The organism is Rhizobium sp. AC44/96 (assembly GCF_001692185.1).
Classification (GTDB): domain Bacteria; phylum Pseudomonadota; class Alphaproteobacteria; order Rhizobiales; family Rhizobiaceae; genus Rhizobium.
This window is the reverse complement of record NZ_LXKO01000039.1, coordinates 229,599-255,723: the sequence shown is the minus strand read 5'-3', so window position 1 is coordinate 255,723 and position 26,125 is coordinate 229,599. Positions and strand designations below refer to the sequence as shown.

Annotated in this window: 24 protein-coding genes; 2 read left to right on the top strand and 22 right to left on the bottom strand. The window is 59.7% G+C overall.

The window, feature by feature from the left end; all coding sequences use genetic code 11:
- Positions 1 to 15: 15 nt before the first annotated feature.
- The 9 genes from A6U87_RS26720 to A6U87_RS26680 all read right to left on the bottom strand — a co-directional run bounded on the left by A6U87_RS26720 (position 16) and on the right by A6U87_RS26680 (position 8,819).
- Complete coding sequence (locus A6U87_RS26720; protein WP_065694380.1) at positions 16 to 597, bottom strand: GNAT family N-acetyltransferase; 582 nt, start codon at positions 595 to 597, stop codon at positions 16 to 18.
- A gap of 2 nt (positions 598 to 599) precedes the next feature.
- On the bottom strand, positions 600 to 1,241 hold the full coding sequence (locus A6U87_RS26715) for an SGNH/GDSL hydrolase family protein (protein WP_065694339.1): 642 nt from the start codon (positions 1,239 to 1,241) through the stop codon (positions 600 to 602).
- A gap of 19 nt (positions 1,242 to 1,260) precedes the next feature.
- Complete coding sequence (locus A6U87_RS26710; protein WP_065694338.1) at positions 1,261 to 2,610, bottom strand: pyruvate dehydrogenase complex dihydrolipoamide acetyltransferase; 1,350 nt, start codon at positions 2,608 to 2,610, stop codon at positions 1,261 to 1,263.
- An 18-nt stretch (positions 2,611 to 2,628) separates the two neighbouring features.
- On the bottom strand, positions 2,629 to 4,011 hold the full coding sequence (locus A6U87_RS26705) for a pyruvate dehydrogenase complex E1 component subunit beta (protein ID WP_065694337.1): 1,383 nt from the start codon (positions 4,009 to 4,011) through the stop codon (positions 2,629 to 2,631).
- A 17-nt stretch (positions 4,012 to 4,028) separates the two neighbouring features.
- Positions 4,029 to 5,075, bottom strand: a complete 1,047-nt coding sequence (pdhA, locus tag A6U87_RS26700) for a pyruvate dehydrogenase (acetyl-transferring) E1 component subunit alpha (RefSeq protein ID WP_065694336.1) — start codon at positions 5,073 to 5,075, stop codon at positions 4,029 to 4,031.
- 146 nt (positions 5,076 to 5,221) lie between these two features.
- A complete protein-coding gene (locus tag A6U87_RS26695; protein WP_065694335.1) occupies positions 5,222 to 5,542 on the bottom strand; it encodes a septum formation initiator family protein in 321 nt (106 codons plus the stop codon).
- 137 nt (positions 5,543 to 5,679) lie between these two features.
- Positions 5,680 to 6,954 carry a phosphopyruvate hydratase gene (gene eno, locus A6U87_RS26690; protein ID WP_065694334.1) on the bottom strand — a complete coding sequence of 425 codons (1,275 nt, stop codon included), beginning with the start codon at positions 6,952 to 6,954 and terminating at the stop codon, positions 5,680 to 5,682.
- A 141-nt stretch (positions 6,955 to 7,095) separates the two neighbouring features.
- Positions 7,096 to 7,938, bottom strand: a complete 843-nt coding sequence (kdsA, locus tag A6U87_RS26685) for a 3-deoxy-8-phosphooctulonate synthase (RefSeq protein WP_065694333.1) — start codon at positions 7,936 to 7,938, stop codon at positions 7,096 to 7,098.
- Positions 7,935 to 8,819 (bottom strand): VOC family protein, encoded by an 885-nt coding sequence (locus A6U87_RS26680; protein ID WP_065694332.1) that lies wholly within the window; start codon positions 8,817 to 8,819, stop codon positions 7,935 to 7,937. Before A6U87_RS26680 ends, kdsA begins: the two co-directional genes overlap by 4 nt.
- Before the next feature lie 202 nt (positions 8,820 to 9,021).
- On the opposite strand from A6U87_RS26680, the gene lexA reads away from it, so the two are divergent.
- Complete coding sequence (gene lexA, locus A6U87_RS26675) at positions 9,022 to 9,747, top strand: transcriptional repressor LexA (protein WP_065694331.1); 726 nt, start codon at positions 9,022 to 9,024, stop codon at positions 9,745 to 9,747.
- Here the strand turns inward: lexA and A6U87_RS26670 are convergent.
- Positions 9,728 to 11,977 (bottom strand): ComEC/Rec2 family competence protein, encoded by a 2,250-nt coding sequence (locus A6U87_RS26670; protein ID WP_244499576.1) that lies wholly within the window; start codon positions 11,975 to 11,977, stop codon positions 9,728 to 9,730. The two genes, lexA and A6U87_RS26670, sit on opposite strands and share 20 nt — an antisense overlap.
- 486 nt (positions 11,978 to 12,463) lie before the next feature.
- On the opposite strand from A6U87_RS26670, the gene gltA reads away from it, so the two are divergent.
- Positions 12,464 to 13,753 (top strand): citrate synthase, encoded by a 1,290-nt coding sequence (gene gltA, locus A6U87_RS26665; protein ID WP_065694329.1) that lies wholly within the window; start codon positions 12,464 to 12,466, stop codon positions 13,751 to 13,753.
- A gap of 29 nt (positions 13,754 to 13,782) precedes the next feature.
- Here gltA and lpxB read toward each other — a convergent pair whose 3' ends face one another.
- From lpxB to tsf, 12 genes are all read right to left on the bottom strand, one after another.
- On the bottom strand, positions 13,783 to 14,964 hold the full coding sequence (lpxB, locus tag A6U87_RS26660) for a lipid-A-disaccharide synthase (RefSeq protein WP_065694328.1): 1,182 nt from the start codon (positions 14,962 to 14,964) through the stop codon (positions 13,783 to 13,785).
- Positions 14,961 to 15,842 (bottom strand): LpxI family protein, encoded by an 882-nt coding sequence (locus A6U87_RS26655; RefSeq protein WP_065694327.1) that lies wholly within the window; start codon positions 15,840 to 15,842, stop codon positions 14,961 to 14,963. The genes lpxB and A6U87_RS26655 overlap by 4 nt, the downstream gene beginning before the upstream one ends.
- 3 nt (positions 15,843 to 15,845) lie before the next feature.
- Positions 15,846 to 16,664, bottom strand: coding sequence for an acyl-ACP--UDP-N-acetylglucosamine O-acyltransferase (gene lpxA, locus A6U87_RS26650; RefSeq protein ID WP_065694326.1), 819 nt, complete (start codon positions 16,662 to 16,664; stop codon positions 15,846 to 15,848).
- Complete coding sequence (gene fabZ / locus A6U87_RS26645) at positions 16,661 to 17,128, bottom strand: 3-hydroxyacyl-ACP dehydratase FabZ (protein ID WP_065694325.1); 468 nt, start codon at positions 17,126 to 17,128, stop codon at positions 16,661 to 16,663. The genes lpxA and fabZ overlap by 4 nt, the downstream gene beginning before the upstream one ends.
- The gene (lpxD, locus tag A6U87_RS26640; protein ID WP_065694324.1) at positions 17,125 to 18,183 is read right to left on the bottom strand and encodes a UDP-3-O-(3-hydroxymyristoyl)glucosamine N-acyltransferase; all 1,059 of its coding nucleotides are present in this window, start codon (positions 18,181 to 18,183) and stop codon (positions 17,125 to 17,127) included. The genes fabZ and lpxD overlap by 4 nt, the downstream gene beginning before the upstream one ends.
- Before the next feature lie 49 nt (positions 18,184 to 18,232).
- Positions 18,233 to 20,569, bottom strand: a complete 2,337-nt coding sequence (bamA, locus tag A6U87_RS26635) for an outer membrane protein assembly factor BamA (RefSeq protein WP_065694379.1) — start codon at positions 20,567 to 20,569, stop codon at positions 18,233 to 18,235.
- A gap of 195 nt (positions 20,570 to 20,764) precedes the next feature.
- Entirely contained in the window at positions 20,765 to 21,898 is a 1,134-nt protein-coding gene (rseP, locus tag A6U87_RS26630; RefSeq protein ID WP_065694323.1) for an RIP metalloprotease RseP, read from the bottom strand.
- A 28-nt stretch (positions 21,899 to 21,926) separates the two neighbouring features.
- A complete protein-coding gene (locus A6U87_RS26625; protein WP_065694322.1) occupies positions 21,927 to 22,760 on the bottom strand; it encodes a phosphatidate cytidylyltransferase in 834 nt (277 codons plus the stop codon).
- Complete coding sequence (locus A6U87_RS26620) at positions 22,760 to 23,500, bottom strand: isoprenyl transferase (protein ID WP_065694321.1); 741 nt, start codon at positions 23,498 to 23,500, stop codon at positions 22,760 to 22,762. Before A6U87_RS26620 ends, A6U87_RS26625 begins: the two co-directional genes overlap by 1 nt.
- Before the next feature lie 44 nt (positions 23,501 to 23,544).
- Positions 23,545 to 24,105 carry a ribosome recycling factor gene (gene frr / locus A6U87_RS26615; protein ID WP_065694320.1) on the bottom strand — a complete coding sequence of 187 codons (561 nt, stop codon included), beginning with the start codon at positions 24,103 to 24,105 and terminating at the stop codon, positions 23,545 to 23,547.
- 52 nt (positions 24,106 to 24,157) lie between these two features.
- Positions 24,158 to 24,880 carry a UMP kinase gene (gene pyrH, locus A6U87_RS26610; RefSeq protein ID WP_065694319.1) on the bottom strand — a complete coding sequence of 241 codons (723 nt, stop codon included), beginning with the start codon at positions 24,878 to 24,880 and terminating at the stop codon, positions 24,158 to 24,160.
- 93 nt (positions 24,881 to 24,973) lie between these two features.
- Entirely contained in the window at positions 24,974 to 25,900 is a 927-nt protein-coding gene (gene tsf / locus A6U87_RS26605; RefSeq protein ID WP_037177983.1) for a translation elongation factor Ts, read from the bottom strand.
- Positions 25,901 to 26,125 lie beyond the last annotated feature (225 nt).

Genomic DNA, 26,125 nt, shown 5'->3' with positions numbered 1-26,125 from the left:
GTTTTCCTGCCTTTGTTATCGGGCGTCGCGGGTGAGAAGCACCCACTCGTGTTTCCTGCTGCTTTCGAAAAGAGGCATCGCATCTTGGCGCGCCGCTTCCGAAAATCCATTCTTCTTGTAAAGCGACAGAGCCGCTTCGTTGTCACTTGCGGTGATCAGACTGACCGGCAGCATCCCTGCCCTGTCGATCTGACCTTTAAGTATTTCCTTGCCGATCCCGATGCCGCGCAGATGGCTGTAGACGCCGAGCGTTGCAATGAACCAGCTGCCAACAACCGTCTTCTGCAGATCGATCACCGGCTGCAAAGCCACGCGGTCGACCTCCATATTCTTTACGTCATCGCCCAGCGCATAACCGATCGCCGCGCCCGCCGTCTCTCCGTAGGCTTCGGCCAGCACCGCATGGCGCCATGTGCCGTAACCTTCGTCCTGACGCATCTTCAGCCGGCCAAGCTCCATCGGCGTGTCGCTTCCGGTGCCGCCTAGCTCACCCAGCCAGAGCCAGGAGGCGAAGCCATGCGAGGCAATGTCCGAGAGGATCGCGAGTTCGGCCGCGTCATCCCGTGTGGCGGGACGCAGCGTCACGAAGGACGCCACGGTCAAAGCCCCAACATCATCCGCACGGTCGATTCCATACCGCGCCCGAGAGCGCGGGTATTCTCGGCGTCGAGATGGATACCGTCGAGCGGCGTCGTCTTGGCGACCGAGTTGCCGTCGAAGAAACCGCACCCGAGCTCGTCTGCGAGATCCCGGTAGAGTGTCGCCAGCATCGCCGATTCCTCGATGCCACCGACGAAAGAGGCCGCGAACGGCACATTGGCCGTTTCGCAGATCTTCGGCGGAGCCACGATCAGAATATCCGGAGCATCGAACTCGAAGGGCCAGGCATGATTGCGGATCAGCCTCACCAGCCGGGCGATGCCCTGGCAGGCGGCAAACGCCGACCCTGCCACGACGGGCTTCATATCGTTGGTGCCAAGCAACAGAATGACGAGGTCGAGCGGTGCATGCGTCTGCAGAATGGTCGGCAGGACACGGGCACCGTTGCGATCGCAATCGGCGAGATGATCGTCGAAAGCGGTCGTGCGACCGTTCAGACCTTCCGGAATGACCCTGACCTCGTTGCCGAGCGCCGCCTGAAGCGCGCTCGGCCAACGATCCTTGTAGTCATGACGCCCGATCGACGCGGCGTCATAACCCCAGGTCAGAGAGTCACCATAGCAAAGAACGGTCTTCGTCATTTCCGTCTCCGCCGTTGTCTCAGACGAGCATGCCCATCGGATTTTCGATGTAGCCCTTGAACGCCTGCAGCAGCTCCGCTCCAAGCGCACCATCGACGCAGCGATGGTCGGTCGACAGCGTGACGCTCATCACGGTGGCGATGACCATTTCACCCTTGCGGACGATCACGCGCTGCTCGCCCGCGCCGACCGCGAGGATCGTTGCATGCGGCGGGTTGATGACGGCTGCGAACTGCTTCACGCCCATCATGCCCATGTTGGAAACCGACGTCGTACCGCCCTGATATTCCTCAGGCTTCAACTTGCGATCCTTGGCACGCTTGCCGAGGTCGCGCATCTCGTTGGAGATGACCGACAGGGTCTTTTCCTCTGCCTTGCGGATGATCGGGGTGATCAGGCCGCCCGGGATCGAGACAGCAACGCCGACATCGGCGTGCTTGTGCTTGACCATATTGGCTTCGGTCCAGGAGACGTTAGCGTCCGGAACGTCACGCAGCGCAAGCGCCATGGCCTTGATGACCATGTCGTTGACGGAGAGCTTGTAGGCAGCGCCGCCGTCCTTGCGGGGAGCGGCATCGTTGAGCTGGGCGCGCAGCGCCAACAGCGCATCGAGCTCGCAATCCACGGTGACGTAGAAATGCGGCACGGTCTGCTTGGATTCGACCAGGCGCTTGGCAATGACCTTGCGCATGCCGTCATGCGGCACGAGTTCGTAGGAACCCGGCTCGAACAGCTTGAGAACGGTCTCGTCGGAAGCGCCCTTCGGTGCGGCGGCAGGAGCCGATGCGGCAGCCTGCGGAGCAGCGGCAGGCGCAGCCTTTGCACCACCACCAGCGACAGCAGCTTCGACGTCGCTCTTGACGACGCGGCCATGCGGGCCGGAGCCAGCGACAGCCGAGAGATCAATACCGGCTTCTTTCGCCAGACGACGCGCGAGCGGCGAGGAGAAGGTGCGGTTTCCGCCCGTGGAAGCAGCGGCAGGCGCCGCTGCTGGTGCAGGAGCAGCCGCGGGGGCTGCGGCCGGAGCTGGAGCGGCTTCGGTCTTTGCCTCGGCCTTCGGCGCTTCAGCAGCCTTCGGTGCCGGAGCAGCAGAGCCAGCGCCGCTTGCCGCGGCGGCGACATCTTCGCCATCGGCAGCCAGAACGGCGATCAAGGCATTGACCTTGACGCCTTCGGTGCCGGCGGGAACGACGAGCTTGGCGACGACACCTTCGTCGACCGCTTCGACTTCCATCGTCGCCTTGTCGGTTTCGATCTCGGCGATGACATCGCCAGACTTAACCGTATCGCCTTCCTTGACCAGCCACTTGGCGAGGTTGCCCTCTTCCATGGTCGGAGACAGGGCAGGCATCGTGATGTTGATAGGCATCGAAATACCCTTCCCTTGTTACTTGTAGCAGACGGCTTTCACGGCCTGGACGACTTCGTCGACGCTTGGCAGCGCGAGCTTTTCGAGGTTGGCGGCGTAAGGCATCGGAACGTCCTTGCCGGCGATCGTCAGAACCGGCGCATCGAGATAATCGAAGGCCTGCTGCATGACGCGGGTGGCGATTTCGGTACCGACCGAGTTCTGCGGGTAGCCTTCCTCGACGGTGACGAGACGGCCGGTCTTCTTGACCGATTCGATCACGGTTGGCAGGTCCATCGGACGCAGCGTGCGCAGGTCGATCAGTTCGACGTCGATGCCGATCTTTTCGAGTTCGGCGACAGCCTTGGTGGCATAGGTCATGCCGATACCGAAGGAGACGATCGTGACGTCCTTGCCCGGACGGTGGATGCGGGCCTTGCCGATCGGGAGAACGAAGTTGTCCATCTTCGGCACGTCGAAGTGCTGACCGTAGAGGATTTCGTTTTCAAGGAAGACGACCGGGTTCGGATCGCGGATCGCGGCCTTGAGCAGGCCCTTGGCGTCGGATGCCGTGTAGGGCATGACGACCTTGAGGCCCGGGATCTGGCTGTACCAGGCCGAGTAGTCCTGGCTGTGCTGGGCGCCGACGCGGGCAGCGGCACCGTTCGGGCCACGGAACACGATCGGTGCACCCATCTGGCCGCCGGACATGTAGAGCGTCTTGGCAGCGGAGTTGATGATCTGGTCGATCGCCTGCATGGCGAAGTTGAAGGTCATGAACTCGACGATCGGCTTCAGGCCGGACATCGCAGCACCGACGCCGACGCCGGCAAAGCCGTGCTCGGTGATCGGGGTGTCGATGACGCGGCGGGCGCCGAATTCCTGCAGCAGACCCTGGGTGACCTTGTAGGCGCCCTGGTATTCGGCCACTTCCTCGCCCATGACGAAAACGTTGTCGTCGGCGCGCATCTCCTCGGCCATGGCGTCGCGAAGCGCTTCGCGCACGGTCATGGAGACCATTTCGGTGCCGGCGGGGATTTCAGGATCGTTCGGAACCTGAGCCTTCGGCTCGGCGGGAACGGGAGCTGCGGCAGCGGCGGGCGCTTCAGCAGCCTTATGTGCCTCGGCGGCGGCCGGTGCGGCAGCGGCAGGTGCAGCCGAGATGTCGGATGCGGATTCGCCGTCCTGCAGGAGAACAGCGATCTTGGCGTTCACCTTGACGCCTTCGGTGCCGGCGGCAACGAGCAGCTTGCCGATGACGCCTTCGTCGACGGCTTCGACTTCCATCGTCGCCTTGTCGGTTTCGATTTCGGCAATGATGTCGCCGGAGGTGACCTTGTCACCTTCCTGCTTCAGCCACTTGGACAGCGTGCCTTCTTCCATCGTCGGAGAGAGGGCGGGCATGAGAATATCGATTGGCATGGGTCTACCCTCCCCGATTACAGCAGAATGTCGGTGTAGAGCTCGGATGCATCCGGCTCCGGTGCGGCCTGGGCGAAGTCGGCGCTATCGGCAACGATGTCGCGAACGTCCTTGTCGACCGCCTTGAGATCGTCCTCTGAGGCCCAGCCCTTTTCAATGAGGCGTACCTTGACCTGCTCGATCGGATCCTGCTCGGAGCGCATCTTCTGCACTTCTTCCTTGGAGCGATACTTCGCCGGGTCGGACATGGAGTGACCGCGATAGCGATAGGTCAGCATTTCCAAGATGATCGGACCCTTGCCGGAGCGGCAATGCTCGAGCGCCTCGTCGGCCGCAGCCTTGACGGCGCGAACATCCATGCCGTCGACCTGGACGCCCGGGATGCCGAAGCCGGAACCACGCAGCGAGTAGTTCGACTGCGCCGTGGCGCGGGCCGTGGACGTGCCCATGGCGTAGCGGTTGTTTTCGATGATGTAGATGATCGGGAGCTTCCAGAGAGCAGCCATGTTGAAGCTCTCGTAGACCTGACCCTGGTTGGCAGCGCCGTCGCCGAAATAGGCGATCGAGACGCTGTCATTGCCGCGATAGCGGTTGGCGAAGGCGAGACCGGTGCCGAGCGACACCTGGGCGCCGACGATGCCGTGACCGCCGTAGAAATGCTTCTCCTTGGAGAACATGTGCATCGAGCCGCCCTTGCCACGGGAGTAGCCGTCAATGCGGCCGGTCAGCTCGGCCATGACGCCGCGTGCGGTCATGCCGGTTGCCAGCATGTGACCGTGGTCGCGGTAAGCGGTGATGACCTGGTCACCTTCCTTCTGCGCCATCTGCATGCCGACGACGACAGCTTCCTGGCCGATATAAAGGTGACAGAAGCCGCCGATGAAGCCCATGCCGTAAAGCTGGCCGGCCTTCTCTTCGAAGCGGCGGATAAGCAGCATCTCGCGATAGGCCTTCAGCTCCTCGTCGCGATCGAAATCGGCGACGGGGCCGCCATTCGATGCCTTAGCTGCTGGTTTCGCGCTGGTCTTGCGGCTGGAAACGGTCGCGTTTTTTCGCGGCGCCATTCAACCCTCCCTATGGGTTTATCGGTTCTTAGGTGGCGCGTACCATAGGGAAGAAATTTCGCCACAGCAATGCCATAAATGCATGGCTCGTATTCGGCGTTAAACTACTGATAAATATATGCTTATTTCGATTAACTTGTTTTCGGTTAATTCGAATAATGATTGAATATGACGATCTCGTCGGCACGAGAAAAATTGAGCTGAAGACGCGCTTTTTCGTCCAGCATATCCTTGTCCATCGAGCCATCACTCAGCAGCGCAACCTGCCTCTCGAGATGCTCGCGCTTGTCTTTCAGGGTTGCCAGCTCCCTCTCCCGGGCGATGCGCGTGCGCTCAAACACCTCCGTTGCGCGCAGGCCGTAATCGCCATGGATGCAATGATAGCCGAAATAGGAGAGAAACGCGACAGTCATCGCCGGAATGACGAAACGGCCGATCTTTTTCTTCTTATGGTGCTTGGTCCACATACACGCATCTCGAAACGCATTACCCTTGCGAACGAGACTACCGGCCAGAGATTAACCGTCCGTTGACTATGAACGCGGCGCAACAAAAAACCCGCGCCGGTTAGGGCGCGGGCTCCAAATCCTTGAAATCAGACGACTTAGCCGCGAAGGATCGAACGGCCGGCGTACTGTGCCTGCGGGCCAAGGCCTTCTTCGATGCGGATCAGCTGGTTGTACTTGGCAAGACGATCCGAACGCGACAGCGAGCCGGTCTTGATCTGACCGCAGTTCGTGGCAACGGCGAGATCGGCGATCGTCGAATCTTCGGTTTCGCCCGAACGGTGCGACATGACGGCGGTGTAGGCAGCCTTGTGCGCGGTGTTGACGGCGTCGAGCGTTTCGGTCAGCGAACCGATCTGGTTGACCTTGACGAGGATCGAGTTGGCGACGCCCATCTTGATGCCGTCGCGCAGGCGAGCCGAGTTGGTGACGAAGAGATCGTCGCCGACCAGCTGAACCTTCTTGCCGGCCAGATCCGTCAGAGCCTTCCAGCCATCCCAATCGTCTTCAGCCATGCCGTCTTCGATCGAGATGATCGGATACTGGGCAGCGAGCTGCGCCAGGTATTCAGCCATGGCGCCCGGTTCCAGCGTGCGGCCTTCACCTTCGAGAACGTACTTGCCATCCTTGAAGAATTCGGTCGAGGCGCAGTCGAGGCCGAGGTGGATGTCTTCACCAGGCTTGTAGCCGGCTTTCTCGATCGACTTCATGATGAAGTCGAGGGCTTCAGGAGCGCTCTTCAGGCCCGGCGCGAAACCGCCTTCGTCACCGACGTTGGTGTTGTGGCCCTGAGCCGCGAGTTCCTTACGCAGGGTGTGGAAGACTTCCGAGCCCATGCGAACGGCTTCGCGGATCGAATCGGCGCCAACCGGCAGGATCATGAATTCCTGGAAGTCGATCGGGTTGTCGGCATGTGCGCCACCGTTGATGATGTTCATCATCGGAACCGGCAGCAGGTGCGCGGAAGCGCCACCAACGTAGCGATAGAGCGGCAGACCGGCAGCTTCGGCAGCAGCCTTGGCAACGGCGAGCGAAACGCCGAGGATGGCGTTGGCGCCGAGGCGCGACTTGTTCGGCGTGCCATCCAGTTCGATCATGATGTTGTCGATCTGGATCTGGTTTTCGGCGTCGATGCCGCCGATGGCGTCGAAGATTTCCGTGTTGGCGGCTTCGACCGCCTTTTCAACACCCTTGCCGAGGTAACGCTTGCCCCCATCGCGGAGTTCGACGGCTTCGTGCGCGCCGGTCGACGCGCCCGACGGAACAGCCGCGCGGCCCATGCTGCCATCTTCAAGATACACGTCGACTTCGACCGTGGGGTTGCCACGGCTGTCGAGAATCTCGCGGGCGATAATGTCGGTAATTGCGGTCATCGGCTTTTCCTGCTTGAGGGTGGATAAATCGTTTGAAATCCGTCTTAATCGAAGATGCGCAAATTACAATGGCGCTTTGCGCATGCTTCGCAGCGATGTTCGTGCGTGGCCTATTACACGAACATGTCAGTCTTTTGAACGTCAGCCTTTCGCGATCGCGTCGAAGGCCAGAAGCTTTTCGAGAAGCCTCGGCATATCCTTGAGATAGACCATGTTCGGACCGTCCGACGGCGCGTTGTCGGGATCTTCGTGCGTCTCGACGAACACACCGGCGACACCGACCGCAACCGCCGCGCGCGCCAGCGTCTCGACAAACTCGCGCTGGCCGCCACTCGAACCGCCCTGCCCGCCGGGTTGCTGGACCGAATGCGTGGCATCAAAAACCACAGGGGCGCCCATCGCCGCCATGATCGGCAGCGAGCGCATATCGGAGACCAGCGTGTTGTAACCGAAAGAGGCACCGCGTTCGCACAGCAGGATGTTCGGATTGCCGCTCGAATTCAACTTGTTGAGGACGTTCTTCATGTCCCAGGGTGCGAGGAACTGCCCCTTCTTCACATTGATCGTGCGACCCGTCTTGGCGGCAGCGACCAGAAGATCGGTCTGGCGGCTGAGGAAAGCCGGAATCTGCAAGATATCGACGACGGTGGCGACTTCGGTGCACTGTTCTTCGGTGTGAATGTCGGTCAGAACAGGGAAGCCATATTCCTTCTTGAGATCGGCAAAGACCTCAAGTGCCGTTTCCAGGCCGATGCCGCGCTGGGCGGAGAGCGACGTCCGGTTCGCCTTGTCGAAAGACGACTTGTAGACGAGACCGATGCCGAGCTTGTCGCAGAGTTCCTTCAGCACGCCGGCAATCATGAACGCATGATCACGGCTCTCCATCTGGCAGGGGCCGGCGATCAGCGAGAGCTTGCCGGCGTTCGAAAACACCACCTGGCTGGTACCCTGGCCGACGGTTACTTCGGAATTTGTCTGGCTCATCGTTTCTCCTCGAAGGCGAAGAGCGCGCCCTGCCCGGACGCAGCCTTCACCAGAATTCGATTGTTCTTACGCGTGTAGGTGATCCCGTTAGCAGCCAAATGCGCTTCTGTCACGGCGAGATCAGCAACCTTGTAGACAATGCCGACGCCACGCAGACCGCGATCCGCGCTGGGCGCGACGAGATCGAAATAGGCATTCAACCCATCCGCCGACAAAATGCTGATGCGGACGTTCGGGGTGGCAAGGCTGATACCAAACGCCTCCTCCCGCACCGACGCCACGCCGGAGGCAAACCGCAGGAATGTGGCAAACGCCTTGGGATCCGGTGCCGCCAGCACGATCTCGGCGATACCGGTTACGCCATTGACATGTGTCTCAAGCGCCTTGCGGTCCATGGGCAGAGGATTGATCCGCTGGCAGGTGAACAGAAAGAAATCAGGGGCGCGAAGATCGGCAGCAAAGGCAAGCCGAAAGGCTGCGGTCGTCTCGGAACCATCCGGCATCTTCATCGGTCGAGCAAATTGCAGCATTTCGCCGCCGCTTATCCTGTCAGCGTTGAAGCGGGCGTGATCGCGATCGGCATCGGCCGTGCCGAAGACGACCGCTGATAGACCGTCATCGCCGCAGCGGAAGCGAAAAGCACGATCGCGGGCAGTGAAGACATTGCCCTTCTTGACCGAGGCGTCATAGGCATCGGCGCTCGCGATACCGAGCGGCTCGAGGTATGTTTTGTCGGCGAAGAAGATGCAGGCGTTTTCGGTTCCGAACGGATGACGCGCATCCGCCGCGACGGTGAACCCAAGCTTGCCGAGACGCTCCCTGGCAAGGTCGATATTGGCGACGGGCAGCACCACGTGGTCCAGCGGATGAGCTTCACTCATGGCAGATCCTCTCCCGAAATCGCGAATGATGTGCGCTGCTAAGCGAGACAATGCAAGAGGCTACCGCCGCATAGATCGAATGAAGTGTAAAAACCGGACAATTCAGAGCCAAGTTTTACGAAAATTTAGCCACTTGCGGAACACATATGGAACATATAGTGTCTGTTCTGGCTTTGTTTCACAACCCTGGGGTCCGACTTCAATGCTCACGCGCAAGCAACAGGAACTTCTCCTCTTCATTCACGAGCGAATGAAGGAGTCGGGCGTGCCCCCGTCTTTTGATGAAATGAAGGATGCGCTCGACCTTGCGTCCAAGTCCGGCATTCACCGGCTGATCACCGCGCTAGAGGAACGCGGCTTCATTCGCCGGCTGCCAAACAGGGCACGCGCGCTCGAGGTGATCAAGCTTCCGGAGGCCTATAATCCGAGCCTTCAGCAACGACGTGGCTTCTCGCCGAGCGTCATCGAAGGGAGCCTTGGCAAGCCTCAGCTGGTCACGCCTCCGGCACCGGCCAAGCCGGCACCGAGTGCCGACAACGGCAACTCCGTTTCCGTGCCGGTCATGGGCCGGATCGCGGCGGGTGTGCCCATTTCGGCAATCCAGAATAACACGCATGACATCGTTGTCCCCGCCGACATGCTCGGCTCAGGCGAACACTATGCGCTGGAGGTCAAGGGCGACTCGATGATCGAAGCCGGTATTTTCGACGGCGATACGGTGATCATCCGCAATGGCAATACGGCCAATCCGGGCGATATCGTCGTGGCGCTGGTCGACGACGAAGAAGCGACGCTGAAACGGTTCCGCCGCAAGGGCGCATCCATTGCGCTCGAAGCGGCCAACCCCGCCTACGAGACACGCATCTTCGGACCCGATCGCGTAAAGGTTCAGGGCAAGCTGGTAGGGCTTATTCGCCGATATCACTGACGGCGACGTCAAACGTACCGCTGCGCCAATCGTAGGCGCGATGTATGCGCCATGGGCGTGATAGGCCATCGTACGTCGTTGTCAGGACTGGTGTGCCCTGCTGATCCATACAGATTTCGACCGCGCCGCTTCGACGCAAAGTTTGGCCGGTAATAAGCATTGCGCCGGACCGACATTCGCGCAGACGAATGCGGGCCGGGGTAATGACGATATCGGCGGCGTCGCAAGCCGGCCCGAGATAGGCCAAATCCTCGATGACGTTGACGATATAGCCGTTATCGAGAGTGGCAATACACCAGGCGCCTTTAACGCAGACGAAACTGTTTGCCGTGCCATTCGCCGCAGCGTTGCGCATTGTTCGAAGCACCGCTCGTCGTTCGTCAAACGACAGAGCATATGATCGATCGTTGCGCTCCTTCGTCTTCTTGGGAAGTGTGGCCTTGATGAACGCCGGAGGCTGATGCTCTTCGGCGGCGAGGGCTCGCTGCCACTGGCCGAAGATGAAATCGGGCGGTCGCTCCCGGTTGGAAGCCATGCGGGTTCCGCGCAGAATTGCCACCAGGGATCCGTCTTCCGCAACAACGACGTCAGGTGCGGGCAACGAAGGCAGCAGCGCCACCGTGAATGTCGCGATACCGACGATGGCGGCGCCCAGATAGCGCAAACGCGTTCGCAGCAAAGTAAGGACCAGAAATCCGAGAACCGCTACCGGGAAATACCAGGACGGCAGGCGCCCGATATCGACATTGCCACCCCAGGACGACACGAGCTTGGCGATCCCGATGACGACATCGAGCCCGAGGCCGGCGATCTTCCACGGCAGCACATCGAGACCGAAGGGCGTCAGCAACATCGCAAGCATGCCCATGGGCATGACAACGAAGGATATGACTGGCATCGCCATGAGATTTGCCGGCAAGCCGTACGAGCTCAGCCGATGGAAATGCTCAATCGAAAACAACGCCGTCGAGAAGCCGCCGATCATGGAAGTGAGCACGATGCCGCCGAAGAAGCGTGCGACGGCGACCACCGGCATGACCCATGGAAGCTTGAGAAAGGCGTTGTCGGTCGGCCTTCGCCCGGTCCAGATGGAATAGCCGGCGACCAGCGCCAGTGTCGCCGCAAAGGACATCTGGAAACTGGGACCCAGGACCTCCGACGGCGACAGCATCACGATCACCAGCGCCGACAAGGCGACGTTGCGAAGGCTAATCGACGGTCGATCGAACAGCACTGCAACCAGCATGATCATCATCATGATATATGCCCGCTCAGCCGACACGGCAAAGCCCGAAATCATGTAGTAGGCGGTCAACGCCAAAAGAGCGCCGGCGGCGGCGATCTTCTTCGTCGGGTAGGCTTGGGCCACCGATGGCAGGAGACTGAGCGCCATTCGAAAACCGACAAAGAAGATACCGGCGGAGAGAGCCATGTTGAGCCCCGAAATCGCAACAATGTGGGCGAGGCCGGATTGTCTTAGAGCTGCCGTCGTCTCGCGGGAGATCGCACGTCTCTCGTCGGTGACAAGCGATGCTGCAAAGGCACCGGTGTCACCGGGAAGAATGGATCGAATGCGGTCTCCAATCGTGCTTCTGAGGCCGTATAGATATTCGATCCCCTCCGCCAGAAATTGCCGCTTATCGCCGGTCTCGGGTGCCACGGTCGCTGTTGGCGCGCCATAGAAGAAACCGTTCGCGCCGACGCCGTCGAAATAGGCTCCGAACGAAAAGTCATCCAGGCCCGGCAGGGCTGGGCCGGACGGCGGGGTCAGGCGAGCACGTCCGGTCACCCACTGCCCGATTTCAAACGGCGTGGAGGCGCCGCGCGCCACGAGCGAAACACGTTCTGGAGGTCGGCCAAGTGTCGGTTCGCGGGTACCAGTAACAGCAACGATATAGCGCCACCGACCTTCTCCGTCCCCTTCCCTGCGCTCGACGCGGCCGGTGACCGTGGTCGTCACTGGCGTATCGAGCATTACTGTCCCTGCCTGCCATGTCTCGACCTGGCTCGACAGCATGCCGCACACGACAAGCAGGACCGCAAGCGCCGCCTTGCGCGCGATCGGCCGCGCAGGCCCTAATGCCAAGGCAATCACCGCGAAGACTGCCAGCCAGGCACAAAGCCGCAAGAGTGGAGGATCGGCGTCGAACTGAAACCAGGCAATCGCGCCGCTGCCGAAAAGAACCGGCGACATCAGGAAGTACCAGCCATGTTCGGCTTCCTGCGACATCGCAACGCGAACATGCGGCCAGTATCCGGAGGCTCGACCTGCAACCCGCGACCGCCAGGGTCTCAGGGATTGGGTAAGCTGGAGCTGCGTCGATTTGGCACGAAGGTCGACAGCCCCCTTGATCGGCAGGCGCGCAGATGTATCTGCGCTCTGAGCAGTCGGCATTGCCTCGATCGTTTTCAACTCCGACATGCAATTGCGCCTCGAAATAAGCCGCCATTGCAACCAGAATGCAAGCTCTTGAGCGCGAGCGCAACAATAATCGATTTAAAAGAAGAGGCTGATCAATGATCGGAAAAGACAAGGATTATCATTGGCTTCTGCTATGCGTGACGGGCATCGCTGTAGTGCTTAAAAGTTGATACTGCGATGCACAAAATGGCATCAAGAGAACTTGGCATTAACCCCGCGATCATATAGCTATCGCAGACGACGCTTAACCCTATGGCGCTTTTATGGCGCCACCCGCCAGTTTGGAGGATCAGAATGACGGATCAAAGCGCAACACTGAAAATCGGTGACAAGTCGGTCAACCTTGCCGTTAAAAGCGGCACGATCGGCCCTGACGTCATCGATATCGGCGCCCTCTACAAAAACACCGCTTCCTTCACGTACGATCCTGGTTTTACCTCGACCGCATCCTGTGAATCGAAAATCACCTACATCGATGGCGACGAGGGCGTATTGCTCCATCGCGGCTATCCGATCGAGCAATTGGCCGAGCACGGTGACTTCCTCGAAGTCTGCTACCTGCTGCTCTACGGCGAACTGCCGACCGCCGCGCAGAAGAAGGACTTCGACTATCGCGTCACGCATCACACGATGGTGCACGAGCAGATGTCGCGCTTCTTCACCGGCTTCCGCCGTGACGCGCATCCGATGGCTGTCATGTGCGGCTGTGTCGGCGCCCTGTCGGCCTTCTACCACGACTCGACCGACATCACCGATCCGCACCAGCGCATGGTTGCCTCGCTGCGCATGATCGCCAAGATGCCGACCATCGCGGCCATGGCCTACAAGTACCACATCGGCCAGCCCTTCGTTTATCCGAAGAACGATCTCGACTATGCGTCGAACTTCCTGCGCATGTGCTTCGCCGTTCCCTGCGAGGAATATGTGGTCAATCCGGTGCTTGCCCGCGCCATGGACCGCATCTTCATCCTGCACGCGGACCACGAGCAGAACGCTTCGACCTCGACCGTTCGTCTCGCCGGCTCTTCGGGTGCAAACCCGTTCGCCTGCATCGCGGCCGGCATCGCCTGCCTCTGGGGTCCCGCTCACGGCGGCGCCAACGAAGCAGCCCTCAACATGCTGCAGGAAATCGGCTCGGTTGACCGTATTCCCGAGTACATTGCCCGCGCCAAGGACAAGAACGATCCGTTCCGCCTGATGGGCTTCGGCCACCGCGTCTACAAGAACTACGATCCGCGCGCCAAGATCATGCAGAAGACGACGCATGAAGTGCTCGGCGAACTCGGCATCAAGGACGATCCGTTGCTCGACGTGGCAATGGAACTGGAGCGCATTGCACTGACCGATGAATACTTCATCGAGAAGAAGCTCTACCCGAACATCGACTTCTACTCGGGCATCACGCTGAAGGCGCTGGGCTTCCCTACGACCATGTTCACCGTTCTCTTCGCTCTCGCCCGCACCGTCGGCTGGATCGCACAGTGGAACGAAATGATCGAGGATCCGCAGCAGCGCATCGGTCGTCCGCGTCAGCTCTACATCGGCGAGCCGAAGCGCGACTACATGCCGGTTTCCAAGCGCTAATCGGCCCACCCGGACACAAAAAAGCCCGGTCAGAAATGACCGGGCTTTTTCTTTTGAATGACGTCGAGGACGATCTCCGCCGCGTGCTCGCCGGGCGGCTTTTGCGTCTGCATTCTTTGCCAGACGAGATCGTATCCCTCCATCATCGCGCGCCGCGGAAGGGTGTCCACCGACAGCTTCTCCATCCAGCGCGCAATGCTTGCGCCGCGAACCACATTATTTAGGTATTCAGGTACGACGGCATAGTCAGCAATCAGGTTCGGGATGGCGCCCGTCCAAGTCTTGATACGCCCCGTCATCAGGCTGATGATCCAGTCCGTCTTGTAGACAGACACCGTGGGGACACCGGAAAGCCCAAGCTCCAGGATCACAGTGCCTGACGCGGCCATGGCGGCGTCAGCCTCCGCGAAGGCCTTCCATTTGGCGGGCGCTCCCACCAGGATTTCCGGCTGGATCTTCCAGTCCTTGACGATCTCGCGCACCATCGCTTCACGGCGCGGCACGGTAGGCAATATGAAGCGCGTCTCGCCGTTGCGCTCGACAAATTCGGCGATGGCGTCGCCGAAGTACGGCAGGAGCTTGGTGATCTCCGATCCGCGCGAGCCCGGTAGCAGCATGATCGTCCTGACATCGGCGGGTGCCTTCACAGGCGATTGCGCGCGAAGCCGGCGTGTTTCAAGCAGATCCGCATCGACGGCCAGACGATGACCAACATAGGTGGTCGGCGGTCCGCCGAGCACGCGCATTGCCTCGGGCTCGAATGGCAGCACGGCCAGGACGTGATCGACATAGGCAAGCATGCGTTGCGCCCGGTATTCCTTCCAGGCCCAGACGCTCGGACACACGTAATTCACGATCGGCATGTCAGGACGCGCGGCGCGAACGCGCTTGGCGACCCGATGGGTGAAATCCGGGCTATCAATGATCAGCAGCACATCCGGATTCGCCGCGATGATGGAAGCGGCTGTCTGGCGGATGCGTTTCGCCAGTGTCGGCAGTTTGGAGAGAACCTGGGTGATGCCCATGATCGACAACTCGGAATAGTCGAAGAGCGATTTCAGCCCCTCGGCCTCGAGCCCCTCGCCGCCTACGCCGAGAAGTTCGACAGGGCCATCATGCTGCCGCTTCAAGGCTGCGATCAGATCGGCGCCAAGCAGGTCACCGGAGACCTCGCCGGCGACGACGGCAACCTTCAGCGGACGCGCGCTCATGACAGTCCCCAATTCGGCAATCCCCGATCCAGACCGACGACGAAGATACCGGCGTCGTCTGCCGCCTTCATGACGGCCTTGCGATCGAGGATCAGCGAGCGTCCGGCTTCGACGGCGACACCGGCGAGGCCGGCCTTGCGGAGATTGGAAACCGTGGAAATTCCGATCGACGGCAGATCGGCGCGGATATCCTGCTGCGGCTTGCAAAGCTTGACCAGCACACCGCGGCGGCGCGCGGAAATACGTCCGGCGGCGCGCAATTCAGCGACCCGCTCGAGCATCGCATCCGTGCCCTCGACGCCTTCAAGCGCCACGATGCGCCCGCCGACGGCGACCGCACCCTGCCCGACATCAAGCCGCCCGAGTGCCTCCGCCGCTTCGATAGCCTTGGCGATGTCCCTGGCATCGTCGGCGCTGAAGCCAGCGGCTCCGATCGGTCCGACCGAGGCCAGGAGATCGGGCGCGATCTCATGCGCTCCGACCACGCGCCTGCCGTCCACCTCGATGAGCTTGATCACCATGCGCAGCACCGTATCGTCGCCGCCAGACAGCAGCGTACGGATTGTCGCGGGCACTTTCATCAAGGTCTTGAACGTCGGGCGCACCTCGCGCCATTCCGGTCGACGTTTGACGCCGCCGGACATGACGACGCGATCAACGCCATTGCTCTCGAGCGCCCGTATAACGCCGGCGAAGTCGCCGACGCCGATGACGGCGTGGTCAAAGCCATCCCAGGAGCGGTCAACCTCGCCCTTGAGTGCGATGATGAAGGGGTTTTCACCCGCTTCGCGCGCGGCTTCGGCGACATGCGACGGCAGGAGGCCGCTTCCTGCAATGATTGCCAAGCGGCCTTTGGGCGTATCACCAGCGAGAGACAAGGATCAGCCTTTCTGTCCCCTGGTCGGAGAGGACAGCGCGCGATCGCTTTCAGCCGCGATGAAATCGAGGATCTGAATGGCCTGCTCGCAGTCGGTATACTCGTGCCGTATCGCAGCCGCATTGTCGCGGATGGACCCCGTGCCTTCAAAGATCGCCTTGTAGGCGCGGCGAACGGTGTGGATTGTCGCGCGATCGATCCCTGCACGCGTCATGCCGACAACGTTCAAACCACCCAAGAGGCCGGGGTTACCGTTCAGCATTCCATAGGGAATGACGTCGTAGCTCACGGCGGAAAGACCGCCGACGAACGCCTGCCGGCCAACGCGCGTGAATTGGTGAACGGCGCAACCGCCACCCAGAATGACGCGGTCCTCGATAGTCACGTGGCCAGCCAGCATCACGTTGTTCGACATGATGACGTTGTCGCCGACGCGGCAATCGTGCGCCACATGCGAATTCGCGAGGAACAGATTGTTGTTGCCGACGATCGTCTTTCCGCCGAAATCGGCCGTTCCCGTGTTCATGGTGACGCCTTCGCGGATGGTGCAATTGTCACCAACCGTCAGTGTCGTCTCTTCACCACCGTGATGGACGCTCTGGGGATCACCGCCGATCACTGCCATCGGGAAGATCCGCGTGCCCTTGCCGATGGTCGTGCGACCGGTCACGACGGCATGCGCCAGCAACTCGACATTGTCGCCCAGTACCACGTGTGGACCGACGTGGCAGAAAGGACCAATTCTCGCGTTTTCACCAATGATGGCGCCGCTTTCGACAACTGCCATCGGATGAATTGTGGCGCTTGCTGCAATCGTGCTCATGCCTGATCCTTGCGAATGATCATAGCGCCGATATCGGCCTCGGCGACGAGCGCTCCATCGACCTTCGCATCACAGTGGAATTTCCAGATGTTGCCGCGCTGCTTCTGCTTTTTCACATGATATTCGAGGCGATCGCCCGGTACGACGGGCTTACGGAAACGCGCGTTATCGATCGTCATGAAATAGACGAGATTGCCGCCTTCGCCTTCCTTCTTCGCGCAAATCGCGCCCGCGGTCTGCGCCATGCCTTCTACGATCAGGACGCCAGGCATAATCGGCGAGTCAGGAAAATGACCTGTGAAGTGCGGTTCGTTCGCAGTCACGTTCTTGATACCGACAGCGGCATCATCCCCGTCGATATCGACGATACGATCGACCAAAAGGAACGGATACCGATGAGGCAACAGCTTCATGATTTCCAGTATGTCGGCTGAAGAAAGCGACTTCTTGACTTCTTCGGTCATTCTTTTTCTCCCGTTTTCTTGGCACCAGTCGTCCGCATCATGACCGCCGCGACTTCGCGCAGAAAATCCTGTATCGGTCGTGCAGGGATGCCGCCGTATCTTTCCCCTGCGGGGATATCCGCGACAACGCCGCTCATCGCTGCAATCTGTACGCCGTCGCCAATCGTTATATGGCCCTTGATTCCGCTATGACCACCGACCTGTACGCCGTCGCCGATAACGGCGCTGCCGGCGATACCCACCTGCGAGACGATGGCGCAGTGGCGACCGATGCGGACATTGTGCCCAATCTGGACCAGGTTATCGATCTTGGTTCCTTCACCGATAACCGTATCATCCATGGTCCCGCGGTCGATCGTCGTGTTAGCGCCGACCTCGACATTGTCCTGCAGGATCACGCGTCCGATCTGGACGATCTTGATCATTCCACGCGGACCAGGCGCATAGCCGAAGCCATCTTGTCCGATGCGGGCGCCATTGTGGATGATCACGTGGTTTCCGACCAGAGCGCAGAGAACGCTTGCGCCTGCTGCAATCGAACAGTTGCGGCCAATCTTGACCCCAGGGCCGATCACGGCGCCCGCGCCAATACGCGTACCTTCGCCGATTTCAACATGTGCGCCGATCGCAGCAAAAGGCTCAATCGCGACGTTCGCCTCCAACTTTGCCGTCGGATCTACCGCGGCTCGGTCAGAAACGCCCGCATCGTCTGACCTCAGCGTCAACGGCTGCAGCGCCGTCGGGTACAGAAAACCGCCCGCCATGGCGAAGGCAGCATGTGCGTTCTTCGACAGGAGGACCGGGATGTGCGACGGTATGATCGATTGCAGCCCAGCAGAGCAAATCACTGCAGACGCCTCGCAAGTTGCGAGCTCGTCCCTGCTGCGCTTCGATATTATATAACAAATATCACCCGTCTTCGCGCGGCTCACGGGCGCCACGGAACGGATAACGACATCTGCCTGCTTGAGGTCAGCAAGCTCTGCCCCAAGAAACTGCGCCAACTCCGAGAGCTTCACGCCATCATGGGGCAGAAAAAATCCAGTTTGCTCCATCGGCAAATCTCCAGAACGGATTCGAATTTACGGTTCCGGACTGCCGATATCAGAATTGGTTGTTTATGCCAAACTTGAAGTGCTGAACCTTGTCGTAGTCTTCCTTGAGAACAGGAAGGGCGTAGTCGACGCGCAGGGCACCGAACGGCGAATTCCACACCAGACCGACACCGACGGAAGCGCGCAGAGACGCATCTTCGCCGTTGACGCTATCGCCGCGTGGGTCGACGTCGTTGCCGAACAGCGTACCCGCGTCAGCGAAGACAGCACCACGCAGACCGAAGTCACGCGGAACGGCCGGAAGCGGGAACGTTGCTTCAGCAGAAACAGTAAAGTAGGTCGTGCCGCCGAGCGGATCATCGTTGCTGCCAGCGATGCGCGGACCGATACCCTTGTTCTCGAAGCCGCGAATATCGCCATTCGTCAGGGTGAACTGATCGAATACGTTCAGGTTCTTGTCGAAGCCGATGACATAACCAGCGGATCCGGAAACCGAGCCGATGATATCGGCGTCGTCGGCCAGCAGGTGGTAGTAACGAGCCTTGCCGTAGATCTTGTAGAACTGCGAGTCGCCACCGAGGCCGGCGATTTCGTGCGTCGCGGAGGCGTAGATACCCTCGCGCGGCAGGATCATATCGTCGAGGGTGTTGTAGGTCAGCGTCTGCGAGACCGACGACTTCACCCATGGGCCATTTTCGACAAGGTTCTGATAAGGCGCCGACAGGTCGCTCAGATCATTAGAATTGTCGTACTTCATCTGCTTGTAGTTATAGCGGAACGTCGTCGCCAGATCTTCGGTGATCGGCGCGGTCGCACGCAGAACGACGTTGTTTTCTTCGTAGTCGTAGTTGTCGTTGCTCGACGTTTCGCTGTGGTTGAGGTCGAAGCCGACAGCCAGACGATAACCGAGGAAATAAGGCTCGGTGAAGTTCAGGCCGTAGGTCCGCGAACCTTCCTGACCGCCACCTGCCGTAACCTTGATATACTGGCCACGTCCGAGGAAGTTCTTTTCTTCGACCGAAGCTTCGAGCATCAGGCCGTCGCCGCCAGCAGCATAACCTGCACCGATACCAAACGAACCGGTTGCCTGGTCCTGCACGTCAACAACGACCACGACACGGTCCGGCGAGCTGCCCGGCTGGGTCGTGATATTGACCGACGAGAAGTAGCCGAGCGCCTCAAGGCGGCGCTTTGCCTTGGTGATCATCTGCTGATTGAAGGCGTCGCCTTCGCTCATATCGAATTCGCGACGAATAACGAAGTCGCGCGTGCGGCTGTTGCCGCGGATTTCGATACGCTCGACGTAGGCCTTCTCGCCCTGGTCGACCAGATATTCGACACCAATCGTATTGTTGTTCAGGTCACGATTGCCGCGCGGCGTAACGCGAGCGAACGGATAACCCGCGGACGCGACCTGGTCAGAAATCGCTTCCATCGACTTCTGAACTTCCTTGGCGCTGTAAACTTCGCCTTCACGCGTGCGCACCAGACCCTGGAGCTGCGCGCCGTCAATGCCCTGCACGGTCGACTGAACGGAGACAGCACCAAAGTTATAGCGAGGACCTTCCTCGATATTGAACGTCAGCGTGTACTTGTTGGTCGCCTCATCAAAAGCGGCATCGGACGAAACGATACGGAAGTCCGCATAGCCGCGGTTGTAGTAGAACTGACGCAGCGCTTCTTCGTCGGCGTGCAGCTTGTCTTCGCTGTAGACGTCCTTGCGGGTCAGGAAGGAAAGGAAGTTGGAACGCTTCGTGTTGATAACCGAAGCCAGACGGCCAGAGCTGTAGGCGTTGTTGCCGACAAAGTTGATCGAATCGATCTTCGTGCGATCACCTTCGTTTACGACGAAGGCGAGATTGACACGACCTTCGCCGAGCGGAACGACCTGTGTCGTGACTTCAACTTCGCTGCGGCCGGTGGCTGCGTAAGCGTCCTTGATAGCCTGAATATCAGCCTGGATCTGGGCGTCGCTGTATGGGCCGGCAGCGTGCGTCTTGACGACCAATGCGAGCTTGTCGTCCTTGATCTTGCGGTTGCCGTTGAAGACGACCTGGTTGATCAGCTTGGCTTCCTCAACCGTAACAACGAGAGTTCCGCCAGAAACAGAAATTTTGACGTCCGAGAAATAGCCGGTGTCATAGAGCTGCTTGACCGAGTCATCGATGTCGGTGTTCGAGAAGCTCTTGCCGGGCGCAATCGTCAGGTTGGAACGTACAGCCTCGGCGCCGACGCGGCTCGCACCGCGGACATCGATACGCTGGATTACCGCAGCCTCAGCCGTCGAAGCCGAGACGAAAACCGTTGCACCTGCTCCCGAAGCAACAACACCAGCAGACAGCGCAACCGCCGATACTGCGTTCAAAAATCTTGAACCAGCCTTCATTTCACCCATTACCTTTTTTCTCGTCCCCGGCTTCAGGCGTCCCCCGATTCCGGCCACGTGTGTCGTTTTACCCGCTTTTGATATACAAGCAAGGGAGCAAGTTAATTTCTGTTTACTTCATTTCAAACCGTGACGCATTCGCCACTACAGCTTTGAAACATCGTAAATAAACGGTAATTTTCCCTCGTCGTGCAATCAGCCAATAAGCGCGCTAATATCGTTCCAGGTAGCAAAAACCATCAGGCCCAAGACCATGGCCAGACCAATGCGGAACGCAATGTCCTGAGCCGACGATCCCAACGGTTTTCCCCTCACCGCTTCAATCGCATAAAACATCAGGTGCCCGCCATCAAGTACCGGAACCGGCATTAGGTTCAGTAATCCGATGGAAACGGATAAAACGGCGGCGAGCTGAAGCACGGCTGCAACGCCCAGCGTCGCCATCTGGCCCGAAGCCTGCGCGACACGGATCGGCCCACCGAGCTGATCGGGCTTCATATAGCCGGAAACCAGATTGCCAATGTATTTGAAAGTCCCGGTGACGATATGCCAGGTCTGAACCGTCCCTTCCTTGAGGGCCTCCAGCGGCGAATAGGTCTGCACTCGGAAGTGACCGACCTGCTGGTTGGTCACGATACCGATCAGACCGATCTCGATCTTGTTGCCGAACTGGTCCGTCATGTCGGTACGCGTGGGCACCATCGGGACATCCAGCTTCTCGCCATTACGCTCGATCGTGACAGTGATCTTCTGTTGTGGACGAATACTGACATAGCGGCGCACGTCGTCGAAGGTTTCGACCTTGCTGCCATCGATGGCGATCAGGAGATCGCCGGGCACGATACCAGCCTCAGCGGCAGCGCTTCCCGCCTTGACCTCGGCAACGACGGGATCGGCGACCGAACGACCGTAGATCGAAAACAGCACGGTAAAGATGGCGATCGCGAGGATGAAGTTGGCGATCGGCCCGGCGGCAACGGTTGCGGCCCGCTTCCAGAGCTTGGCTCCGGCAAACGACCGGCTCCGCTCTTCGGCCGACATGGCGGCAAGCCTGTCCTCATCGGGTTTGCTGGAAGCGTCCTCGTCGCCAAAGAAGCGAACGTAACCTCCGAGCGGAATGAGAGAGATCTTCCAGCGCGTCCCGTGTCTGTCACTAAAGCCCAGAATTTCAGGCCCGAAGCCAACGGAAAAAGCGAGGACCCGAATACCGCTCCAGCGGCCGACGAGATAGTGCCCCATCTCGTGAACGAAGACGAGCAGCGACAGCACAAGAACGAACGGAACGATATATCCCGTCAGGAACGCAAATATTTCGGTCAAGCCTGCCATCAGTTTTTTCCGCCAGCCTTTACAGACATTATACGCCGAACAGAGCCGAGCCGAGCGACGTTATTTCTCCGCCCTTTATCAGCGAAAAAAGTCCTCCAAGCAAGAACGCGGCAAAACAGGCGAAAATGAGCCCATCGACACGGTCCATGACGCCGCCATGACCAGGAATGAGACGGCTGGAATCCTTCACGCCAAACCGGCGCTTGATGAAAGACTCGAACAGATCGCCTGCCTGGCTGCAGACCGACAGGATAAATGCAATCTGCGCAGCGATAAGAACACTGTCGGGGACGAAGTAATAGGCAACCAGACTACCGACTACGATTGCGGACACTGCCCCACCGACCGCCCCGGACCATGTTTTGCCTGGCGATATTTTCGGCGCGAGCTTTGGGCCACCAAGGGCGCGACCGACGAAATAGGCGAGAATATCAGTCGCCCAGACCACCGCAAACACGAACAGCATCGCATAGAGGCCCATGCTGTCGGCTCCGCGGATTGCTGCAAGCGAGATGCCGATCAATCCGGCATAGACCATTCCTGCCGGAAACCAGCGTGATGCGCCTTGCATCACGACCAGGCCGATCGCAATCAGGAAGAAAAGCCCGAGAAGAACCAGCGCGTAGGCCGACGTCCCTGCAACCACAGCAACGGCAATCGCCGCCTGGCCTATCCAGCCGACCGTATTGGCAACAGGGTGTTCCGATTGCAGCTTCGTGATGGTTGACCACTCGTAGTAGACCAGCAGAGCGATCAGAGCCGACAGTATGCTGAAGGCGAGCCCGCCATACCATGTGGCGCAGAGAACGATAACGGCGAGAATCAATCCCGAGACGATTCGAAGCTTCAATTCCTGCTGCATCAGGTCCCTACTGCCGCCTGGGCAACCAGTCCGCCAAAGCGGCGATCGCGCGATGCGAAGGTCTCCAGCGCTGAATAAAATAATTCACGACTAAAATCCGGCCAATATTCCGGAACGAAAATAAATTCTGAATAAGCGGCCTGCCACAGGAGAAAATTGGACAGACGTTCCTCTCCGCTCGTGCGGATGATCAGGTCGGGATCGGGAATGCCGGTCGTATCCAACCGGGCGCTGATCAACGCCGGCGTGATGTCTTGGGCGCGCAGGCGCCCCGCCTCGACATCTCTCGCAAGACCCGCGACAGCCCGCGCAATCTCGTCGCGCGAGCCGTAATTGAACGCGATCACGAGTGTCAGCGCTGTGTTGTCGCGCGTTGTCTCTTCGGCATCAACCAGCAGGTCAAGAATGTCGTTTTGCAGGCTGTAGCGATCACCGATCACCTTCACCCGAACGTTCTGGCGATGCAATTCCGCCAGATCGCGCCGGATGAAAGCCTTCAGCAGACCAAGAAGATCGGAGACCTCCGTTTCCGGACGGCGCCAGTTTTCCGACGAAAAGGCAAACAGCGTAAGATACCGGATGCCCACGTCACCCGCCGCGCGGACGACTTCCCGCACTGCGTCAACGCCTTTGCGATGTCCCATGGTACGTGGCAATCCACGCTGTTTGGCCCATCGGCCGTTGCCATCCATGATGATGGCAACATGTTCTGGCACAGTCAAAAACGTTCGTTCCGACATTTTCCGTCCGGTTCTTCTCGGCCAAGGCTAAGGCGCAAAGCGCCCTAAACCTGCATGATTTCCTTTTCCTTCTCGCCAAGCAAGCGATCGATCTCAGAAATCGTCTCGTCCGTCATCTTCTGCACACGATCTGACTGCGCCCGGCTTTCGTCCTGGCCAATCACGCCGTCTTTTTCGGCTTTCTTAAGGCCATCCATGCCGTCGCGGCGCACATGGCGAATCGCGACCTTGCTCTTTTCGGCGTAGTCATGGGCAACCTTGACCAGCGACTTGCGGCGTTCTTCGTTGAGTTCAGGCAGCGGAATGCGAAGATTCTGGCCGTCAACAATCGGGTTCAGGCCGAGGTTGGCTTCGCGGATCGCGCGATCCACGGCGTTGACCATCGACTTGTCCCAGACGGAAATGCCGAGCATGCGAGGCTCCGGAACAGTCACGTTTGCCACCTGGTTCAGCGGCACGCGCGAACCATAGGCTTCGACTGTGACTGGATCGAGAATGTTGGCCGACGCGCGGCCGGTGCGCAGCGATGCGATATCGCTCTTGAACGCATTGATCGCGCCATCCATGCGACGCTTGATGTCGTTGATGTCTATGCCTTGGCTCATTTCAGTGCTCCCGTCTTGGTAGAAGCCGCGGCAAATGAATGCCGCTACTCTGTCAGTTGTCGGTGACGACGGTCTTCAAACCACCGCCCCGGAGAATTTCAGCAAAACCACCCTTCTCGTGGATCGAGAAGACGATGATCGGAATGGCATTTTCGCGTGCCAGGGCAACCGCTGCGACGTCCATGACGGCAAGTCCCTTGTCGAGGACCTCCTTATGGGTCAGATGGTCGAAGCGCGTCGCGTCAGGTACCTTCTTCGGATCAGCCGAATAGATACCATCGACCTGGGTTCCCTTGAAGATGGCTTCGGCACCCATTTCGGCGGCGCGGAGTGCCGCGGCCGAGTCGGTGGTGAAGAAGGGATTACCGGTGCCGCCGGCGAAGATCACGACGCGGCCAAGCGACAGGTGATAGAGCGTCGCGCGCTGCGAGAAGCTCTCGCAGATCTCCGGCATGGCGATGGCCGAAAGAACAACCGTATCAACGTTGAGCTTGCGCAGCGAGGTCGCCAGCGCCAGCGCATTGATGACGGTGGCCAGCATGCCCATGTGGTCGCCGGTGACGCGATCGCCGCCCTTTGAGGCAACGGCCACGCCGCGGAAGATGTTGCCGCCGCCGACAACGACGCCGACTTCTACACCCATCTGCCGCGCTTCGGCGATATCAGCCGCGATGCGATCGGCAACTGCTACATCGATACCAAATCCCTGGCTGCCCATGAGGGCTTCGCCGGAAGCCTTGAGTAGAACGCGTTTGTAGACAGGCTCTAATGACATCTTGGCTCCTCGTTTATGACCGCTGAGTGCCGGATACACGAAGGGCATCGCGTTGTCACGCGATGCCCTTCTGTTTTCACATATATAGGTCGATCAGCCCTTGGCGACCGCAGCCACTTCAGCAGCGAAGTCGCTCTCTTCCTTCTCGACGCCTTCGCCGAGGAGAAGACGGGCCATGCCGACGACTTCGATCTTGGCGCCAGCTTCCTTTGCAGCGGCTTCAACAGCAGCACCGACGGTCAGGTCGGGGTTGATGACGAAAGCCTGCGAGAGAAGAGCAACTTCTTCGAAGAACTTGCGCATGCGGCCGTCGACCATCTTTTCGATGATGGCTTCCGGCTTGCCGGATTCGCGAGCCTGCTCGATGAAGACGTTGCGTTCGCGTTCTGCAACAGCAGCGTCGACTTCTTCAGCGCGGATCGCGAGCGGGTTGGTCGCAGCGATGTGCATGGCAACCTGACGACCGATCGAGGTCAGGACAGCCTTGTCGCCTTCCGACTTCAGGGCAACCAGAACGCCGAGCTTGCCGATGCCGTCGCCGGCAGCGTTGTGGATGTAGGTCGCAACAACACCGTGCTCGACTTCGAGCTTGGCAGCGCGACGGAGCGTCATGTTTTCGCCGATCGTCGCGATCGCGTCCTTGATGGTGTCGGCGACCGGCTTGCCGGATGCCGGGTAGGTCGCAGCCGAGATGGCTTCAACCGAACCGTCGGTCGTCAGGGCAACGTTGGCGATGCCGCGAACCAGATCCTGGAAGGCGTCGTTACGGGCAACGAAGTCGGTTTCCGAGTTGAGCTCGACGACAACAGCCTTGTGGCCGGCGCCGGCGATGGCAACCAGACCTTCAGCAGCAGCGCGACCAGCCTTCTTGTCGGCCTTCGAGATACCCTTGGCGCGGAGCCAGTCGATCGATGCTTCGATGTCGCCGTTGTTTTCCAGCAGCGCCTTTTTGCAGTCCATCATGCCTGCGCCAGACTTTTCGCGCAGTTCCTTCACCAGTGCAGCCGTAATCTCGGTCATAAGCTTCCTCTTGTCGGTTCAAACGGTGGGCCGCAAAGGCGGCGCGGCACCGGATTGAGGCACGAAATGTACCTGTATGTGTGACAGCGTGATGAAAGACGCGTCATCACGAAACTCATAGGGCGATGGGCGGGCAAACCGCCCTCGCCTGAAACGGTCAAGGCCGCCGAACTTCTGAGAGTCGCGAGCGGCCTTTCCCAATCTCTGGAAAGCATGGCGGGCTTT